The organism is Streptomyces sp. CB02366 (genome assembly GCF_001905905.1).
In the GTDB taxonomy this organism is placed as follows: Bacteria; Actinomycetota; Actinomycetes; order Streptomycetales; family Streptomycetaceae; genus Streptomyces.
In genome coordinates, this window is sequence record NZ_LIVT01000002.1 from 138,939 (window position 1) to 156,991 (window position 18,053).

Here is an 18,053-nt window from a genome sequence, read left to right on the forward strand (position 1 = left end):
CGGCGAAGGAGCCGAGTAGCCGGCGGCGAAGGAGGCGGGCGGCCGGCGGCGGAGAGGCGAACGGTCCACGGCCGGGAGGGGCCGACGGCGAAGGGCCCCCGCTCCGCGCGGCGCTGCGGTGCGGGGGCCCTCGGAACCGCCGGAAGGCGGCGCCGGTACCTCGGGGACGGCGGCGGGAACGCCGCGCCGGGCTACTTCTTGCCCTTGCTCTCTCCCGCGGACTCGTCGGTCGACAGGACGGAGATGAAGGCGTCCTGCGGAACCTCCACGTTGCCGACCATCTTCATCCGCTTCTTGCCCTCCTTCTGCTTCTCCAGCAGCTTCCGCTTGCGGGAGATGTCACCGCCGTAGCACTTGGCGAGGACGTCCTTGCGGATGGCGCGGACGGTCTCACGGGCGATGACCCGGGCGCCGATGGCCGCCTGGATCGGCACCTCGAAGTTCTGGCGCGGGATGAGCTTCTGCAGCTTGGCGACGAGCCGGACGCCGTACGCGTACGCCTTGTCCTTGTGGGTGACCGCGGAGAACGCGTCCACCTTGTCGCCGTGCAGCAGGATGTCCACCTTGACGAGGTTGGCCGTCTGCTCGCCGGTGGGCTCGTAGTCGAGGGAGGCGTACCCCCGCGTCTTGGACTTCAGCTGGTCGAAGAAGTCGAAGACGATCTCCGCGAGGGGGAGGGTGTAGCGGATCTCGACCCGGTCCTCGGAGAGGTAGTCCATGCCGAGCAGGGTGCCGCGACGGCCCTGGCACAGCTCCATGATCGCGCCGATGAACTCGCTCGGGGCCAGCACCGTGGCGCGGACGACCGGCTCGTGCACCTTGTCGATCTTGCCCTCGGGGAACTCGCTCGGGTTGGTGACGACGTGCTCGGTGCCGTCCTCCATCTCGACGCGGTAGACCACGTTGGGGGCGGTGGCGATCAGGTCGAGCCCGAACTCGCGCTCCAGCCGCTCGCGGACCACGTCGAGGTGGAGCAGGCCGAGGAAGCCGACGCGGAAGCCGAAGCCGAGTGCGGCGGAGGTCTCCGGCTCGTAGACCAGGGCGGCGTCGTTGAGCTGGAGCTTGTCGAGCGCCTCGCGCAGGTCCGGGTAGTCGGAGCCGTCCAGCGGGTAGAGCCCCGAGAACACCATCGGCTTCGGGTCCTTGTACCCGCCCAGCGCCTCGGTCGCCCCGTTGCTCAGCGAGGTGATCGTGTCACCGACCTTGGACTGCCGGACGTCCTTCACGCCGGTGATGATGTAGCCGACCTCGCCCACGCCGATGCCGTCCGCCGGGGTCATCTCCGGGGAGGACACCCCGATCTCCAGCAGCTCGTGGGTGGCGCCGGTCGACATCATCCGGATGCGCTCGCGCTTGTTGAGCTGACCGTCCACGACACGGACGTAGGTGACGACACCGCGGTACGAGTCGTAGACCGAGTCGAAGATCATCGCGCGGGCGGGGGCGTCCGCGACGCCGACCGGGGCCGGCACCTCCCGTACGACCCGGTCGAGCAGCGCGTCCACGCCGACGCCGGTCTTGGCGGAGACCTTGAGCACGTCCTCGGGCTGACAGCCGATGAGGTTGGCCAGCTCCTCGGAGAACTTCTCCGGCTGCGCGGCGGGGAGGTCGATCTTGTTGAGCACCGGGACGATGGTGAGGTCGTTCTCCATCGCGAGGTAGAGGTTGGCCAGCGTCTGGGCCTCGATGCCCTGTGCGGCGTCGACCAGCAGGATCGTGCCCTCGCAGGCGGCGAGCGAGCGGGACACCTCGTACGTGAAGTCCACGTGGCCCGGGGTGTCGATCATGTTGAGGATGTGGGTCAGACCCTTGTCCTCACCCTCGGTGGGCGCCCAGGGCAGCCGGACCGCCTGGGACTTGATGGTGATGCCGCGCTCGCGCTCGATGTCCATCCGGTCGAGGTACTGAGCACGCATCTGCCGCTGGTCGACCACACCGGTCAGCTGGAGCATCCGGTCGGCAAGGGTCGACTTGCCGTGGTCGATGTGCGCGATGATGCAGAAGTTGCGGATCAGCGCCGGGTCGGTACGGCTCGGCTCGGGCACGTTGGAAGGAGTCGCGGGCACGCAGGGTCCTGATTCTTGAGACGCCGAACGCCGTGTCTCGGGTCGATGTCGGGTCGGTCGGATCGATACGTAGGCTCCATCGTCCCACGCCCGTCGCGCTGCGACCGGTTTGGGCCGGTCGGAGGGTGACTGCTACCGTGGACAGCTGTGCCCCGTGGCTCTCACGAGCGGCGGGGCTCACCTGGAAGATCCAACGAACCTGAAAAGGCTCTTTTCGTGGCGAACATCAAGTCCCAGATCAAGCGGAACAAGACCAACGAGAAGGCGCGCCTGCGCAACAAGGCCGTCAAGTCGTCGCTCAAGACCGCGATCCGCAAGGCCCGCGAGGCCGTCGTCGCCGGTGACGTCGAGAAGGCCACCACGGCCGCTCGCGACGCCTCCCGTCAGCTCGACAAGGCTGTCTCGAAGGGTGTCATCCACAAGAACGCCGCCGCCAACAAGAAGTCGGCGCTGGCGTCCAAGGTTGCCTCCCTGCAGGCCTGAGCTTCTTCCCGGAGCTCACTGATGTGAACGCCGGAACGGACCAGCGGGCCCTCTACCCCGCCCCTGCCCGGCCCCCGCGCCGCACACCGAACCTGCGTTCGCCACGCGGGTGCGGCGCACCCAGAGCATGAACCGGAAGCCCCGGCCCCCGATCTCCCCAGATCGAGGACCGGGGCTTCCGCGTGCCCCGGGGGCCCCGATCGAGGACCGGGACTCCCGTGCGTCCCGGGAGCCCTGTGCGTACGGGGCTCCCGCTCGTACAGGACTTTCGCGCGTACGGGCTTCCGCTGGTACAGGCTTCCGCCCGTAGAGGTTTCCGCCCGTACGGGGAGGGCGGTTCGAGCCCGGCCGGCGTGTGAGGACGGCTCCGGCGCGCCCTCAGCAGGCCGGCGCGTCCCCGGCACTACCGGGGCGGGGGCGTTCCCGGCCCGCCCGGGGCATGAGGACGGCACCGGTGTTCACGCGGGCCTGCGCCCAGCGGCGCCCACCGCGACGAGCCGCCCACCGCACTCCGGGAGGGCTACCGCCCCGCCCTGGCGGCGCGGGCGATCACCACGACGGCCTTCTCCAACGCGTACTCGGGATCGTCTCCGCCGCCCTTCACCCCGGCGTCCGCCGCCGCCACCGCCCGCAGGGCCACCGCGACCCCGTCCGGCGTCCATCCCCGCATCTGCTGGCGCACCCGGTCGATCTTCCACGGCGGCATGCCCAGCTCCCGGGCCAGGTCGGCGGGCCGGCCGCCCCGGGCCGAGGACAGCTTCCCGATCGCCCGCACCCCCTGCGCCAGCGCGCTCGTGATCAGAACGGGCGGAACCCCGGTCGACAGGGACCACCGCAGCGCCTCCAGCGCCTCCGCCGCGCGCCCCTCGACGGCCCGGTCGGCGACGGTGAACGACGAGGCTTCCGCACGCCCGGTGTAGTAGCGCCCGACGACCGCCTCGTCGATCGTGCCCTCGACGTCCGCGATCAGCTGGGACACCGCGCTCGCCAGCTCCCGCAGGTCGCTGCCGATGGAGTCGACCAGCGCCTGGCACGCCTCCGGCGTCGCGGACCGCCCGTGCGTCCGGAACTCCGACCGTACGAACGAGAGCCGCTCGGCCGGTTTGGTGGTCTTGGGGCAGGCGACCTCCCGGGCCCCCGCCTTGCGCGCCGCGTCCAGCAGCCCCTTGCCCTTGGCCCCGCCGGCGTGCAGCAGGACGAGCGTGATCTCCTCGGCCGGCGAGCCGAGGTACGCCTTGACGTCCTTGACCGTGTCGGCCGAGAGGTCCTGTGCGTTGCGCACGATCACGACCTTGCGCTCGGCGAAGAGCGAGGGGCTGGTCAACTCGGCGAGCGTGCCGGGCTGCAACTGGTCGGACGCCAGATCGCGTACGTCCGTATCGGCGTCGGCAGCACGCGCGGCCGCCACCACCTGCTGCACCGCACGGTCCAGGAGGAGGTCCTCCTGGCCCACGGCGAGGGTGAGGGGGGCGAGCGGATCGTCGGTGGAATTCTTCCTGGTGGCCATCGCCGACCAGGATCCCACGCCCCGCTGACAACCCCCGCAACCGGCCGCCCGCACGCCTGCGGCCCGGCCCCGGGGCAACGGACCCCGGGCACAGGCGCCCGTGCCGGAGAATGGCCGGGTGAGCGATGTGAGACATGTGCTGGTGCTGCCCGACCGCGACGCGGCACAGGAGGTGGCCGAGGAGCTGGGGGACCGCTTCGGGGTCGCCGAGGAGCCCCAGCTCGTACGGGACGCGCTGGCCGGCGAGGACGACGCCGAGGACGCCCAGTGGCTGGTGGTCGTGGAGGATCCCGCCGGGCGCTTGGACCCGGCCGCGCTGGACGCGTTCGCCGAGGAGTACGAGGGCTGGCTGGAGAAGCCGTGAGCGGCGGCCCGGGGAGCCCGCCGGGGCTCAGCCCTTGGGCACGATCTGGATGTCCAGGTCGATGACGATGCTCGGCCCCACCACCGCGATGCCCCGCGCCAGCATGGTCTGCCAGGTCAGCGTGAAGTCCTCGCGGTGCAGTTCGGTGGTGGCCCGGCAGGCGGCGCGGGTCTCGCCCTCCAGGCCGGTGCCGATACCGAGGTACTGGGTGTCCAACGTCACGGTCCGGCTCACCCCGTGCAGGGTGAGCGCCCCCGTGACGCCCCAGCGACTGCCGCCCCGGTGGACGAAGCGCTCGCTGTAGAACTCCAGCGTCGGATACCGGCCGACGTCGAGGAAGTCGCTGGAGCGCAGGTGATCGTCGCGCATCTGCACATTGGTGTCGATCGACGCCGCGTCGATGACCACGTGCATGGCGGAGTCCTCCATGCGGTCGGCGATCCGGACCGCCCCGGCGAAGGTGTTGAACCTGCCGTGGATGCGGGCGAGCCCGATGTGCCGGGCGGTGAAGCCGATCTGCGAGTGGTTCGGCTCGATGTCCCAGTCGCCGGGGTCGGGCAGCGGGGGGAGCTGCGCCACCTGGAGCGTCACATCGCCCAGATGGGCGTGCACCCCCTCGGTCACCGTCACCGCCCCGTGGAAGGGGGTGAAGCCCTCGGCCGTGACCGCGAGGCGGTGGTCTCCGGCCGGAACCGTGGCGAGAACACGGCCGAAGGGGTCCGTCTCACCGCCCGTCACCCTGCGGCCCGCGCTGTCGGTCACGACGAACTCGGCCTGCGGTACGGGTTCGTTGACCGGATCCAGCACCCGGCAGCTGAGCACGCCCGCGGTGCGGGGCACCTGGAATCCGGCGAGGGCCCCACTACGCCCACCCGCCTGGCCTCTGTTTCCCAGCCAACGGCCGAACATCTCTTACCTACTCCCAGGGGCACTGCGCACTCCGGGCCCCGACCGGTCGACGCCCTTCCCGGACCTGCCGGACGTCTCCGTCGCTCCGTCTGGACGTCTCTGTCGGATCAGCGGCCCGCCGACGAGCATGCATTCGATCACTATTGCGGCGTTCGAGCAAACTGAGTAGCTCAGAAGGTCTTGTGCTGAGATGCAACGAGGTGTAATGAGGCATGCCGTTTTTCCGGCTACCTTCCCGGATCCACGACGGCGGCCGACGCCTCGCCCGGCGAACGCCTCGCACCGCGAACGACTCGCCTCGCCTCGGGAGCCACCGGATCTAGGTCTCCTGCCCGAGGGCTGTGGCCCGAGGCGCCGCGTGATCACCGCTTCTACTCTGTCGGGCATGACCGAGCCCCGTCCCGCCCGCAGCCGGGAGCAGCGCAAACAGGACGTTCTGGCCCGTCTGCGGCAGGACGACGACGCGTGGGTGGGGACGGCCTCCCGGAAGGGCGTCCCCACTCTGGTGCCCCTGTCGTTCTCCTGGGACGACGACACCGGCGTCCTGGTGATGTGCACCCGGCGTACCAACCCGACCGCCGTCAACGTCACCCCCGCCGGCCCGATCCGGGTCACCGTCGGCCACACCCGCGACGTGGTGCTGATCGAGGGCGACGCACGGGTCGTGGAAGGAAAGGACCTGCCTCCGGCGTTGGGCGACGCGTTCGCCGCCAAGCTCAGCTGGGATCCACGCAAGGGATCCCGCTGGGTGTTCCTGCTCATCACCCCCCGCACGCTGCGCGCCTGGCGCGAGGAGAACGAACTCCCCGGCCGCGACCTGATGGCCCACGGCGTCTGGCTCGTCTGACCCGGGCGCCCGGGACCGGGGGCGAGTGGGGCCTGGCCCGCCCGGGACCGGGGACGAGGGGATCCGGGCCCGCCCAGGACCAGAGGCAAGGGGGGCCGGGCCCGCCCGGGACCGCCGGGACCGCGACCGCGACCGCCGGGACCGGGCGTTCCCGCACGGGTTCCGTCCGACCCGGAGCCGGGCCCGGCCGTCCCGGCGCGGCTTCCGTCCATCCGGCCCGGCCCGCTCCACCCCTGCCTCGCCCCCGGCCCGCCCCCTGCCTCGCCCCCGGCCCGCCCCCGGCCCCGTCCCGCCGGGGTCACGACCGGCTCACCGCCCGCAGCTCCTTCCCGGCGCCCGTCACCGCGATCGGCCCGTCGGTGTCGGTACGCAGGACCCTGGCCCCCGCCGCCCGAAGGGCGCCCACCGTGCGGGGCGAGGGATGGCCGTACGGGTTGTCCGCGCCGCAGGAGATGAGCGCCAGCCTCGGCCGTACGGTGTGGAGCAGCCCGGCGTCCTGGAAGGCCGAACCGTGGTGGGCCACCTTGAGGACGTCCACCGGGCCCGATACCTCCCCACTCCGCAGCAACTCCCGCTGGGCCAGGGGTTCGAGGTCGCCGAGGAGCAGCAGCGCCACCCCTCCCGCCGCCCGTACGCGCAGGGTCACGCTGGAATCGTTCGGCTCCCGCACCCCCGATCCCGCTCCCGCGGACTCCGGGCGGGGCCAGAGGACCCGCCAGTCGACCGGGCCCGACCGGCGGTGCTCACCGGCCACGGCCCGCACCGTCGGAACCCGCGCCTTCGCGGCCGTCCGCCGCACGAACGCGGCCTGTTCGGGCGGGGCTTCGAGGCTCGTCGTCTGGATCGCGCCCACCGCCCTGCCCCGCAGCACGCCCGGCAGCCCGCGTACGTGGTCGGCGTGGAAGTGGGTCAGGACGACGAGCGGCACCCGGGTCACCGCGAGGTCGCGCAGGCACCGGTCGACCGCGCGAGGGTCGGGTCCGGCGTCGACGACCACCCCCGTCCCCTCCCCCGCCGCGAGGACCATCGCATCGCCCTGTCCCACGTCGCAGAGGGCGAACGCCCAGCCGGGCGGCGGCCATCCGGTCACGATCCGGGTCAGGGGGGCCGGCCGAAGCACCACCAGCACGAGGAGCAGCCCGATGACCGCGCAGGCCCAGGGGCGGCGGACCAGCCTCGGGGCCAGGAGCACGAGCAGCACCGTGAGACCGGCCAGCAGCGCCGCACCCGGCCACCCCCCGGGCCACCGAGCCTCCGCTCCCGGAAGCTCCGCCCCCGTGCGGGCGACCGCGGCGATCCACCCGACCGGCCAGCTCGCGATCCGGGCCAGCACCTCAGCCCCTGCCGGGGCGACCGGAGCGACGGCGAGTGCCGCGAACCCGAGCACCGTCGCCGGGGCCACCGCGAACTCCGCCAGCAGATTGCACGGGACCGCCACCAGGCTGACCCGGGACGCCAGGACCACCACCACGGGGGCGCACACCGCCTGCGCTGCCGCCGCCGCGGCCAGTACCTCGGCGAGCCTGCCCGGCACCCGCCGCGCGCGCAGGGCGAGGCTCCACTTCGGAGCGAGCGTCAGCAGCGCCCCGGTGGCCAGGACCGACAGCAGGAAGCCGTAACTCCGGGCGAGCCAGGGGTCGTAGAGCACCAGCAGGACGACTGCCGCCGCCAGGGCGGGAATCAGCGATCTCCGGCGGCCCGTTCCGATCGCGAGCAGCGTGATGAGCCCGCAGGCGGCGGCGCGGAGCACGCTCGGCTCGGGGCGGCACACGACGATGAACGCGAGCGTCATCGCCCCGCCGATCACTGCGGTCGCCCGTAGCGAAAGCCCCAACAGCGGTGCCAGGCCGCGCCTTTCCGCGCTCAGCGCCGTCCCCGGCGGTCCGACGAGAAGGAAGAGGAGGATCGATAAATTGGCTCCGGAAACGCTCAACAAGTGCGTCAGATCGGTCGCCTTGAACGCTTCGTGGAGGTCCGGCGGGACGCGGGAGGTGTCACCGACCACCAGCCCCGGCAGCAGCGCACGCGCATCCGCGTCCAGGCCGTCCGTCGCCTCTCGCAGTCCGGCCCGCAGCTCCCCCGCCGTCCGCTGGAGCCACGTCGGAGGCTCGACGATCCGGGGCGCTCCTCCGCGGTCCACCCGCAGGAGGGCCGCGCGCCGTTCACCTCCGTGCTCGGGGGGCGACAGTCGTCCGCGCAGCCGGAGCCCGGTGGAGGGCAACAGCTTCTGCCAGTCCGCCCGGTGGTCGTCGGCCGCGACCACGACCAACACCGGGGTACGGACCCGGGCGCTCCTCCCGTGGGCCGTCCGCACCTCCATGACCTCCGCGTCGAGCAGGAGAAGCGGAGGAGCGCTGCGGCTGCCCCGCGTCGCCGGGCGCGCCGTCCGGGGGTCGGAGGTCACGCGGACGACGGCGTCGACCCGCGCGTACTCCCGCGCCAGGGCGGGGACCGGCCCGCGACGCACATCGGCCCCGTGCAGGCCGGCCACCGTCGCACCCCCCGCCGCGCACAGCAGCACGGCTCCCCCGGCGGCGGCGAGCCGGACCCCTCCGGCCGTCCTCCCCGTGGTGCGAGGGGTCCGCACTGCCTGCGGGGCCTGGGGGCGCGAGGCCGCCGCCAGCAGGGCGAGCGCGGGAACCGCGCAGGCGACGGCCACCGCTGCCGCCCACCTCCCCGGCAGCCCCAGGGCCACCGCGGCGGCGGCCCAGACTGCCAGGGCGGGCGGAACGAGTCTCAGGTCCGCAGGCCCCTCCCACCTCGCTCCGGCCTCCCCCGCGGCACCCGGGGCGCCCGGCGGCTCCGCCGTCGGCGGTACGGATGGTGTCCCGGGGCCCGCGCTGGCGGCCCCGCCCCTCCCCGCGTCCGCGTCTCGGCGGTGGTCGTGCCGCGTCGCCCGGCCGCTCATGGCCGTACCAGTGGTTGGAGGTCGGCGAAACGGCGGTCGCCGATCCCGTTGACCTGGCGGAGTTCGTCGACGGACCGGAACCCGTTGTTCTCCGTGCGGTAGTCGATCATGTGCCGGGCCAGCACGGGCCCGACCCCCGGCAGGGTTTCGAGTTGTTCGGCGGTCGCCGTGTTCAGGCTCAGCGGCGTCGTGGGCCCGGGCCCGCCGGGCGCACCGGCCTGCCCGCCTCCTCCGGTCCCTCCACCGGCGGTGGCGGCGAAGGGCGGGCCGGGCGGAAGGCCGACGATCACCTGCTCCCCGTCCGTGAGGACCCGCGCCCGGTTGAGCCCTGTCAGATCCGTGCCGGCGCGCACACCGCCCGCCGCTTCGAGCGCGTCCGCCACCCGCGAGCCCATCGGCAGCCGCCGGACCCCCGGCCGGTGCACCTTGCCGCTCACATCGACGACGATCTGTCCGCTCCCGCCGCTGTCCCCCCTCGCGGAGGACGGCTCCCCGCCAACCGGACGGGGCACCGGATCGGGAGCGCCGGACCGTAACGCTTCCGGTTCCGCTCCGGCCGCCGCCACCTCCTCCCCGACCGGTTCCGGTGCGTGCACGGTCTGGGGGCGCGCGGACCAGAAGTGGAACGCCGCCGCGGCCACGGCGGCGAGCAGTACCAGGCCGAGCACCACGGGCGTACGCGGAGCCATCCCGCACCGCAGCCGCAGCCGCAGCCACCACGGCAACCGCTCGCGGACCGCCGAGACGAGACGGCGCACCGGGGAGGCGTCTCCCGCCGCCCGCCCCTCCCCGGCCGCGACCTCGGACACGGGCACGGCCGCGACGAGGGGTTCCCTGTCGGTTTCGGACGCCCTCTCCCCCATGGACACGGCTGCGGATCCGCGCGCCCCCGCCACGGGCACAGGCCCGGCCGCCGTCTCACGTGCGGGTCCGGCTCCAGCGCCCTCCCCGGGGCCGGACGTGCCGGACGCATCGAACGCACCGGTCATCAGCGCGTCCGCACGACGACGTGCTGCAGCCGATGCGAGGGCGGAACGCCGCACGGCCCGCCGTCCGCCCCGGCCCGGACCGGAACGCGTGCCGGGGCCCGTCCCCGCCCGGCCGCCCGGGCGCGTACCGGCCGCGTGCCGACCCCGTGCGAGCCGCCGCCCGGACAACGGGTCGGCCGACGGCAGAACCGCGGACGGGGAACCGGGCGGGGAGGCGAACGCGGAAGTAGATGGGGACGTGAGCCCGGCAGGAGACGGCGGGGCGAGCACGTGGGCGGGCGACGGGTCGGACGGAGGGGCAGCTGCGGTCGGAGCGCCGGGAGCCGGCGCCCAAGAGGTTCGAAGGGCCATGCCTCACGACGTTAGGCACCTCCGCCCGACCTCGCTGAGCAGCGCCGAATTCTGTGGACAGCCCGGCAGTTGTGGATATCTCCGCCACTCCGGCGGGTGAAATCCACGCTACCCACCCGTCCGAAACGCAGCGGAACGCGCTGACCGATCTGCCCGCCCGTCCGAAGGACAGCGGAACGCGCCGCCCGCCCCGAGATCACCGCAGCGAGATCACCGCACCGAGGAGCCCCGGCCCCGTGTGTGCCCCGATCACCGCGCCGACCTCACTGACGTGGAGGTCGGCGAGGCCCGGCACGCGTTCGCGCAGCCGCTCGGCCAGGCGCTCCGCGCGTTCGGGGGCGGCGAGGTGGTGGACGGCGATGTCCACCGGGGCCGTACCCGCCCGCTCGGCGACGATCTCTTCCAGGCGGGCGATGGCCCTGGACGCCGTCCTCACCTTCTCCAGCATCCCGATCCGGCCCCCGTCGAGTTCCAGGATCGGCTTCACCGCCAGTGCGGAGCCCAGGAGGGCCTGAGCGGTGCCGATGCGGCCGCCCCGGCGCAGGTAGTCGAGCGTGTCGACATAGAAATACGCCGAGGTGTCCGCGGCCCGCTTCTCCGCGGCCGCGACCGCCTCGTCCGGGCCGCCGCCCGCCTCGACGGTCTCCGCCGCCGCGAGCGCGCAGAACCCCAGCGCCATGGCGACCATGCCGGTGTCCACCACGCGTACCGGAACCGGGGCGCTCTTCGACGCCACCAGCGCGGCGTCGTACGTACCCGAGAACTCCGCCGACAGGTGGAGCGACACCACCGCGTCCGCCCCGGCCTCGGCCGCCGCCCGGTAGGTCTCGGCGAAGACGGCGGGGCTGGGGCGGGAGGTGGTCACGGAGTGGCGTTTCTGCAGAGCCTGCGCAAGCGAGCGGGCCGAGATCTCGGTGCCCTCCTCCAGTGCCCGGTCGCCCAGGACGACGGTCAGCGGCACCGCGGTGATGCCGTGCCGTTCCATCGTCGGGCGCGGCAGGTAGGCCGTGGAATCGGTGACGATAGCGACATGGCGGGACATGAGCCGGAGGTTACCTGGCGTGGTGGGAGCGCGGCAGCCCGGGCCCGGCGCGCTGATCGTCCACGGCCGCTTCGGAGCGTATCCGCCCGCCCGTGGCCGTGCCCCGTCCTCGCGGGCGCGGCCGCCCCGCCCCATCGGTCACGCGTGGCGCCCATGCGCCCCCTCGCGTGTGAGGGCCCCACGTCGCCGGGCGGGTGGAGCGGCCCCGCGCCCCGCTCCCGCGGGCGTCAGTTCGTCGTCTCCGGGCGGGTGGACTTCTGCCAGGGGTAGGTGGTGCGCAGCCGCGGGTCCGGAGCGGTGATCGCCTGAGGGCTCTCCTCGCGGGCCGGTTCGGACCAGGCGTCCTCGGCCGTGCCGCTGTGCGCCGCCGAGAGGTCCGCGGGGGCGGCCGGCTCGGGCCAGTCCGTCCCGGGGTCCTGCGCCCGGGAACCGGCGCTCCCCCCGGCACTCGTCCGCGATGACTCGTCCGTGGTCCAGTGCCGCAGCGCGCCGGCCTCGATGTCGATCTGCGCGTTCAGCGCGTCCAGGTCGTCGTCGGCGAACTGCCGTGCCCGGTCCCGCGCCGCCCAGCGCAGCGACTCCGCAGAGTGCGTGATCTGCTGCGTGCGCTCCCTCAGCTTGGGCAGCAGGCTCGCCACCGTCGTCCGGTCCGGCTCGCGCTCCAGCCGCTTGAGCTCGTCGTCCAGCTCCAGACCGTGCGCGCTCAGCCTCCGGAACAGGGCCACCGACTCGGCCAGCGACGCGTCCTCGGCGGCTCCGGCGTGCAGGGCGTCCTGGGTGGCCCGCATGGAGGTGCGCAGGGCGAGCCGGAGCTGCGCGAGCTCGCCCGCGACCCCCGGCTGCCCGAAGCTCTTGGCCCGAAGGGTGGTGTCCTCCACCGTGCGGCGGGCCTGGGTGATCGTGCGGTCCACGCCGCGCTTGGCCGCGCCGACCGCCTTCACGGTCGCGTAGACGCCCAGGGCGATGAACGCGACCAGGAGCAACGCCAGGATCGTGATCGCGGCTTCCATGAATGCCCCTCGGTGTCTCGATGCGTCCGCCGGTACGGGTCGCCCCCTTCACCGTAAACGGTACGGGCAGGCCGAGGGTTCCTTCGGAACCCGCAACCTGCCCGTAGGGGATGGCCCTGACCGCGCGCGCCGAGCGTTACGCGGGGACGATGTTCACCAGCTTCGGCGCGCGCACGATCACCTTGCGGATGCCCGCCCCGCCCAGCGCCGCGACGACCGCCTCGTCGGCCAGCGCCAGCGCCTCCAGCTCCTCGTCCGTGATCGACGGCGAGATCTCCAGGCGCGCCCGGACCTTGCCCTTGACCTGGACCACACAGGTGACGGTCTCGTCCACGACGTACGCCGGGTCCGCCACCGGGAAGTCCTGGTGGACGACCGATTCGGTGTGGCCCAGCCGCCGCCACAGCTCCTCCGCGATGTGCGGGGCCAGCGGGGCGACCAGCAGGACCAGCCGCTCGGCCACGGACCGCGGCAGCGGGCCGCCCGCCTTCGTCAGGTGGTTGTTCAGCTCGGTGACCTTGGCGATGGCGGTGTTGAACCGCATGCCCGCCATGTCCTGGCCGACCCCGTCGATCGCCTTGTGCAGGGCGCGCAGCGTGTCCTCGTCCGGCTCCGTGTCGACGACGGTGACCTCGCCGGTCTCCTCGTCGACGACATTGCGCCACAGGCGCTGCAGCAGCCGGTACTGACCGACGACGGCGCGGGTGTCCCAGGGACGCGACACGTCCAGGGGGCCCATCGCCATCTCGTACAGGCGCAGGGTGTCCGCGCCGTACTCCGCGCAGATCTCGTCCGGTGTGACCGCGTTCTTCAGGGACTTGCCCATCTTGCCCAGGACGCGGCTGACCTTCTCGCCCTCGTGGTAGAAGGCGCCGTCGCGCTCCTCCACCTCGGCGGCCGGGACGGCGATGCCCCGGCTGTCGCGATAGACGAACGCCTGGATCATGCCCTGGTTGTACAGCTTGTGGAACGGCTCTGCGGACGAGATGTGGCCCAGGTCGAACAGCACCTTCGACCAGAAGCGCGCGTACAGCAGGTGCAGTACGGCGTGCTCGGCGCCGCCGACGTACAGGTCGACGCCGCCGGTGGGCTGCCCCTCGCGCGGCCCCATCCAGTACTGCTCGATCGCCGGGTCGACCAGCTGACGGTCGTTGTTCGGGTCCAGGTAGCGCAGCTCGTACCAGCAGGAACCGGCCCAGTTGGGCATGGTGTTGGTCTCGCGGCGGTATTTCTTCGGTCCGTCGCCCAGGTCCAGCGTGACGTTCACCCAGTCGGCGTTGCGCGACAGCGGGGTCTCGGGCTGGGCCGTCGCGTCGTCCGGGTCGAAGGTGCGCGGCGAGTAGTCCTCGACCTCGGGCAGCTCCAGCGGCAGCATCGACTCGGGCAGCGGGTGGGCGATGCCGTCCTCGTCGTACACGATCGGGAAGGGCTCGCCCCAGTAGCGCTGCCGGCTGAACAGCCAGTCGCGCAGCCGGAAGTTGACGGTGCCCTCGCCGACGCCGTGCTCCCGCAGCCACTCCGTGATCTTCGCCTTGGCCTCGACGACGCCCAGGCCGTCCAGCGAGATCTCGTCGTTCGCGGAGTTGACCAGCTTCGCGTCGTACGAACTGAAGGCGTCGTCCCACGTGGCGGGGTCGGTGCCGCGGTCATCGGAGGGCTGGACCACGCAGCGCATCGGCAGCTCGAAGGCGCGCGCGAAGGCGAAGTCGCGCGTGTCGTGCGCCGGTACGGCCATGATCGCGCCGGTGCCGTAGCCCATCAGGACGTAGTCCGCGATGAAGACGGGGACCTTTGCGCCGCTGACGGGGTTGGTGGCGTACGCGCCGGTGAAGACACCGGTCTTGTCCTTGGCCTCGGCCTGCCGCTCGACGTCGGACTTGGCGGCGGCCTGCTTGCGGTAGGCGGTGACGGCCTCGGCCGGGGTCGCGTGGCCCCCGGTCCACACCGGGTGGGTGCCCTCGGGCCAGGCGGCCGGAATGATCCGCTCCACCATGTCGTGCTCGGGCGCCAGCACCATGTACGTGGCGCCGAACAGGGTGTCCTGCCGGGTGGTGAAGACGGTGATGCCGCCCGCGGTGTCCACCGGGAACTCGACGCGGGCGCCCTCGGAGCGGCCGATCCAGTTGCGCTGCTGCAGCTTGATGGCCTCGGGCCAGTCCAGCCCGTCCAGGTCGTTCAGCAGCCGGTCCGCGTAGGCGGTGATGCGCATGTTCCACTGGCGCAGCTTGGCCTTGAAGACGGGGAAGTTCCCGCGCTCGGAGCGGCCGTCGGCGGTGACCTCCTCGTTGGCCAGCACGGTGCCCAGGCCGGGCGCCCAGTTCACGGGGGCGTCGGAGGCGTACGCCAGGCGGTACTCGCTCAGCAGGTCCGCGCGCTCGGTGGCGCTCAGCGCGCCCCACTCACGGCCGTCGGGGGTGGGACGGGCACCGCTCTCGAACTGCTCGACCAGCTCGGCGATCGGGCGGGCCCGGTCGGCCTCGGTGTCGTACCAGGAGTTGAAGATCTGCAGGAAGATCCACTGCGTCCACTTGTAGTACTCCGCGTCGATCGTCGCGAAGGAGCGGCGCTTGTCGTGCCCCAGGCCCAGCCGACGCAGCTGGACCTTCATGTTCTCCATGTTGGCCTCGGTGGAGACCCGGGGGTGCGTGCCGGTCTGGACCGCGTACTGCTCGGCGGGCAGGCCGAACGCGTCGAAGCCCAGGGTGTGCAGCACGTTGTGGCCGGTCATCCGCTGGTGGCGGGCGTAGACGTCGGTCGCGATGTAGCCCAGCGGGTGTCCGACGTGCAGCCCCGCACCCGAGGGGTACGGGAACATGTCCATGATGAACTTCTTCGGCTTGGCGGCCTCGTCCGGGTCGCCCGCCAGATCACCGGTGGGGTTCGGCGCCTCGTAGGTCCCCTCGGCGTCCCAGAAGTCCTGCCAGCGTGCTTCGATGTCGGCGGCCATGGCCGCCGTGTAGCGGTGCGGCGCGGCCGTCTCGGCAGCGGAATTCGTCTCGCTCATGATCCTCAAAGCTCCATCGATCGTCATCTGCCGGGAAACGAAAAATCCCCTCGCACAGGAGGGGACGCCGCGCTGACTCCGACCAGGCGTTCTCACCGGTCGGGACTGTTCAGCGCGGCTCGCTAAGCAGAAGGCGTACGGCACGCATGGCGTCAGGGTACCGCACGGCCCCCGAGGGCCGTGGGGAGTGACCGAGGGGCGAGAGGCCGGCGATCGGCCGGCCGCTCCGCCGGGAACGCGACCCGCTCCGCCCCCGCCCCGGGCGACGGGCGGCCGCCCCGGGCAGAAGCCGGACCGGGCCGAAGCGGAGGGAGGCAGTCAGGACAAAAGAAGCGGACCACCCGATCCGGATGGTCCGCTTCTTCACTGTCGAACAAGTGGAGCTAAGGAGAATTGAACTCCTGACCTCCTGCATGCCATGCAGGCGCTCTACCAACTGAGCTATAGCCCCGTGCTGTGTTCCGCCCGGTTTCCCTTGGCGACATCGAGAACACTACACGGTCACCCTGGTACTTCACCAAATCGTTTCCGGTTTGAACTGCTATGCCCGAATCATCCGAAGTGAAGGATCTTCCACCGCAGGTCAGACGGGTGCGGGCGGGCGGCGGTGGAGGGCAGCCATCCGGCCCGACGATCAGGCGGTCGCGAAGGAGTAGAAGCGCTTGAGCGTGCAGTGCTCCTCCAGGAGCCGCCCGTAGATCGGCTCCCCCTCCAGCTCCCGATAGGTCTCGATGGGGTCGCCTTTTATGATCAGCGCCCGCGCGCACTCCTCGCACCAGTACTGGTACTCGGCGTTGACCGGGTCCATGTCCCTGACAATGGGGGTCCCGCTGCCGCACCAGTCGCACTTACGCCTGTGTGCACCCATCAGTCAGCTCCAGCTGTGGCCGCAGGCCGTGCACACGTAGGAGACCCCTCCGTTGTCACCCAGCACCTGGGCGACATGGGACGAACCGCAGGACGGACAGCCGAGACGGAATCGATCGTCGGACGTTACGGGGCCGGGGAGCGGGGCGGTGACAAGGCGCCAGCCGGGAAGGTGGTCGCGACTCGCAGGCATCGCGCTCCCTCCCGATCGGTACGTCGCCCCCTCCGGCGTTCCGATTCTGCCATGGCCCCGCAAGAGGGTCAGCCCGCCCGGCGCCCCCCATGCAGAAGATCCCGTCCCCTGGTGGGGACGGGATCCTGATTGTGGAGCTAAGGAGAATTGAACTCCTGACCTCCTGCATGCCATGCAGGCGCTCTACCAACTGAGCTATAGCCCCGCTGTTCGCTGTGTTTCCCGGCGTTTCCGCCCTGCGAACAAGAAGAACTCTAGCCTGCGACCGGCCGGAAAGTGAAATCCGGCCGGAGCCGCCCGAAGGCAGTCCCCGAGCCGCCCCCTCAACGCCCCGGGACGACCGTCCGCCGGGCCGTCCAGGGCGCGTCCGGCTCCGATCCGCCGGACGGGCGCGGCCTATCCGCCGGACGGGCGTGCCCTAGTCGTCGTCGCCGAGCACCGGCTCCGGAAGCGTGCCGGCGTTGTGCTCCAGCAGACGCCAGCCGCGCGCGCCTTCCCCTAGGACGGACCAGCAGCAGTTGGACAGCCCGCCGAGCCCTTCCCAGTGGTACGCCTCCAGGCCGAGCAGTCGGCCGATCGTCGTCCTGATCGTGCCGCCGTGGCTGACCACGACGAGCGTGCCGTTCTCCGGGAGCTTCTCGACGTGCTCCAGGACGACCGGGGCCGCCCGGTCGGCGACCTCGGTCTCCAGCTCGCCACCGCCCCGGCGGACGGGCTCGCCGCGCTTCCAGGCGGCGTACTGCTCGCCGTAGCGCTCGATGATCTCCTCGTGGGTCAGCCCCTGCCAGGCGCCCGCGTACGTCTCACGGAGTGCGGCGTCATGGGCGACCGGCAGACCGCTGACGGCGGACAGCTCGGCGGCCGTGGCCGCCGCACGTCGCAGGTCGGACGCCACGATGGCGTCCGGCTTCAGCGAGGCGAGCAGCCGGGCGGCGCGGCGGGCCTGCCCGACACCGGTCTCGGTGAGCTCGATGTCCGTGGAACCCTGGAAGCGGCGCTCCAGGTTCCACGCCGTCTGGCCGTGCCGCCAGAGGACGATCCTGCGGCCCTTGCCGCTCCTGCTGCCGTTCAGCTCCGGTCACCTTCCGTGCCGCCGTTGAGCTGCGCGTGCTCCTCGGCCTTGCCGCGGGTCTTGACCGCGTCCTCGGGGAGGGCGATCTCGGGGCAGTCCTTCCACAGGCGCTCCAGCGCGTAGAAGACGCGCTCCTCGCTGTGCTGGACGTGGATGACGATGTCGACGTAGTCGAGGAGGATCCAGCGGGCGTCGCGGTCGCCCTCGCGGCGCACCGGCTTGGCGCCGAGCTCCTTCTGGAGCCGCTCCTCGATCTCGTCGACGATCGACTTGACCTGGCGGTCGTTGGGGGCCGAGGCGAGCAGGAAGGCGTCGGTGATCGACAGCACGTCGCTGACGTCGTAGGCGATGATGTCGTGCGCGAGCCGGTCGGCGGCCGCCTGAGCGGCGGCGTTGATGAGCTCGATGGAGCGGTCCGTGGCGGTCACATGCAGGCTTTCG

Annotated in this window: 15 protein-coding genes and 2 tRNA genes; 3 read left to right on the forward strand and 14 right to left on the reverse strand. The window is 72.3% G+C overall.

The features are described from left to right. Positions 1–191: 191 nt before the first annotated feature. Positions 192–2,066 (reverse strand): translation elongation factor 4, encoded by a 1,875-nt coding sequence (gene lepA, locus AMK24_RS06365; protein ID WP_073765939.1) that lies wholly within the window; start codon positions 2,064–2,066, stop codon positions 192–194. Positions 2,067–2,282: 216 nt separating this feature from the next. Here lepA and rpsT point away from each other — a divergent pair, with 216 nt between their 5' ends. Beyond that, positions 2,283–2,549, forward strand: a complete 267-nt coding sequence (gene rpsT / locus AMK24_RS06370) for a 30S ribosomal protein S20 (RefSeq protein WP_030119167.1) — start codon at positions 2,283–2,285, stop codon at positions 2,547–2,549. Between the two features lie 520 nt (positions 2,550–3,069). Here the strand turns inward: rpsT and holA are convergent. Then, on the reverse strand, positions 3,070–4,056 hold the full coding sequence (gene holA / locus AMK24_RS06375) for a DNA polymerase III subunit delta (protein ID WP_073765941.1): 987 nt from the start codon (positions 4,054–4,056) through the stop codon (positions 3,070–3,072). A gap of 118 nt (positions 4,057–4,174) precedes the next feature. Here holA and AMK24_RS06380 point away from each other — a divergent pair, with 118 nt between their 5' ends. Beyond that, the gene (locus AMK24_RS06380) at positions 4,175–4,420 is read left to right on the forward strand and encodes a hypothetical protein (protein ID WP_073765943.1); all 246 of its coding nucleotides are present in this window, start codon (positions 4,175–4,177) and stop codon (positions 4,418–4,420) included. Positions 4,421–4,447: 27 nt separating this feature from the next. Here the strand turns inward: AMK24_RS06380 and AMK24_RS06385 are convergent, their stop codons facing one another. Then, positions 4,448–5,329: a YceI family protein gene (locus tag AMK24_RS06385; RefSeq protein ID WP_073765945.1), complete on the reverse strand. Its 882-nt coding sequence runs from the start codon at positions 5,327–5,329 to the stop codon at positions 4,448–4,450. 385 nt (positions 5,330–5,714) lie between these two features. Here AMK24_RS06385 and AMK24_RS06390 point away from each other — a divergent pair, with 385 nt between their 5' ends. After that, positions 5,715–6,176 (forward strand): pyridoxamine 5'-phosphate oxidase, encoded by a 462-nt coding sequence (locus AMK24_RS06390; protein ID WP_073765947.1) that lies wholly within the window; start codon positions 5,715–5,717, stop codon positions 6,174–6,176. A 298-nt stretch (positions 6,177–6,474) separates the two neighbouring features. On the opposite strand, the gene AMK24_RS06395 is transcribed toward AMK24_RS06390, so the two are convergent. The 11 genes from AMK24_RS06395 to rsfS form a co-directional block, all read right to left on the reverse strand. Beyond that, entirely contained in the window at positions 6,475–9,084 is a 2,610-nt protein-coding gene (locus AMK24_RS06395; protein ID WP_079190444.1) for a ComEC/Rec2 family competence protein, read from the reverse strand. After that, the gene (locus AMK24_RS35295) at positions 9,081–9,899 is read right to left on the reverse strand and encodes a ComEA family DNA-binding protein (RefSeq protein WP_338012683.1); all 819 of its coding nucleotides are present in this window, start codon (positions 9,897–9,899) and stop codon (positions 9,081–9,083) included. The genes AMK24_RS06395 and AMK24_RS35295 overlap by 4 nt, the downstream gene beginning before the upstream one ends. A 721-nt stretch (positions 9,900–10,620) precedes the next feature. Then, complete coding sequence (locus AMK24_RS06405) at positions 10,621–11,466, reverse strand: DegV family protein (RefSeq protein WP_073765949.1); 846 nt, start codon at positions 11,464–11,466, stop codon at positions 10,621–10,623. Positions 11,467–11,693: 227 nt separating this feature from the next. Then, positions 11,694–12,476, reverse strand: coding sequence for a hypothetical protein (locus tag AMK24_RS06410; RefSeq protein WP_073765952.1), 783 nt, complete (start codon positions 12,474–12,476; stop codon positions 11,694–11,696). 136 nt (positions 12,477–12,612) lie between these two features. Further along, positions 12,613–15,480 (reverse strand): leucine--tRNA ligase, encoded by a 2,868-nt coding sequence (leuS, locus tag AMK24_RS06415; RefSeq protein ID WP_073765954.1) that lies wholly within the window; start codon positions 15,478–15,480, stop codon positions 12,613–12,615. Positions 15,481–15,858: 378 nt separating this feature from the next. Then, positions 15,859–15,931 (reverse strand) — tRNA-Ala (locus AMK24_RS06420). 183 nt (positions 15,932–16,114) lie between these two features. Then, positions 16,115–16,348 carry a hypothetical protein gene (locus tag AMK24_RS06425; RefSeq protein WP_003969224.1) on the reverse strand — a complete coding sequence of 78 codons (234 nt, stop codon included), beginning with the start codon at positions 16,346–16,348 and terminating at the stop codon, positions 16,115–16,117. 3 nt (positions 16,349–16,351) lie between these two features. Next, positions 16,352–16,540, reverse strand: coding sequence for a hypothetical protein (locus tag AMK24_RS34605; protein WP_073765956.1), 189 nt, complete (start codon positions 16,538–16,540; stop codon positions 16,352–16,354). A gap of 132 nt (positions 16,541–16,672) precedes the next feature. Then, a tRNA-Ala gene (locus AMK24_RS06435) sits at positions 16,673–16,745 on the reverse strand. A 213-nt stretch (positions 16,746–16,958) separates the two neighbouring features. Beyond that, positions 16,959–17,612: a histidine phosphatase family protein gene (locus AMK24_RS06440; RefSeq protein WP_073765958.1), complete on the reverse strand. Its 654-nt coding sequence runs from the start codon at positions 17,610–17,612 to the stop codon at positions 16,959–16,961. Beyond that, positions 17,609–18,040, reverse strand: coding sequence for a ribosome silencing factor (gene rsfS, locus AMK24_RS06445; protein ID WP_073765960.1), 432 nt, complete (start codon positions 18,038–18,040; stop codon positions 17,609–17,611). The genes AMK24_RS06440 and rsfS overlap by 4 nt, the downstream gene beginning before the upstream one ends. Positions 18,041–18,053 lie beyond the last annotated feature (13 nt).

What these genes read in the sequence shown, in the direction of transcription:
- holA (WP_073765941.1), bottom strand. Translation starts at nt 4,056, where the DNA reads ATGGCCACCAGGAAGAATTCCACCGACGATCCGCTCGCCCCCCTCACC.
- AMK24_RS06385 (WP_073765945.1), bottom strand. Translation starts at nt 5,329, where the DNA reads ATGTTCGGCCGTTGGCTGGGAAACAGAGGCCAGGCGGGTGGGCGTAGT.
- AMK24_RS06390 (WP_073765947.1), top strand. Translation starts at nt 5,715, where the DNA reads ATGACCGAGCCCCGTCCCGCCCGCAGCCGGGAGCAGCGCAAACAGGAC.
- AMK24_RS06395 (WP_079190444.1), bottom strand. Translation starts at nt 9,084, where the DNA reads ATGAGCGGCCGGGCGACGCGGCACGACCACCGCCGAGACGCGGACGCG.
- AMK24_RS06405 (WP_073765949.1), bottom strand. Translation starts at nt 11,466, where the DNA reads ATGTCCCGCCATGTCGCTATCGTCACCGATTCCACGGCCTACCTGCCG.
- AMK24_RS06410 (WP_073765952.1), bottom strand. Translation starts at nt 12,476, where the DNA reads ATGGAAGCCGCGATCACGATCCTGGCGTTGCTCCTGGTCGCGTTCATC.
- leuS (WP_073765954.1), bottom strand. Translation starts at nt 15,480, where the DNA reads ATGAGCGAGACGAATTCCGCTGCCGAGACGGCCGCGCCGCACCGCTAC.
- AMK24_RS06425 (WP_003969224.1), bottom strand. Translation starts at nt 16,348, where the DNA reads ATGGGTGCACACAGGCGTAAGTGCGACTGGTGCGGCAGCGGGACCCCC.
- AMK24_RS34605 (WP_073765956.1), bottom strand. Translation starts at nt 16,540, where the DNA reads ATGCCTGCGAGTCGCGACCACCTTCCCGGCTGGCGCCTTGTCACCGCC.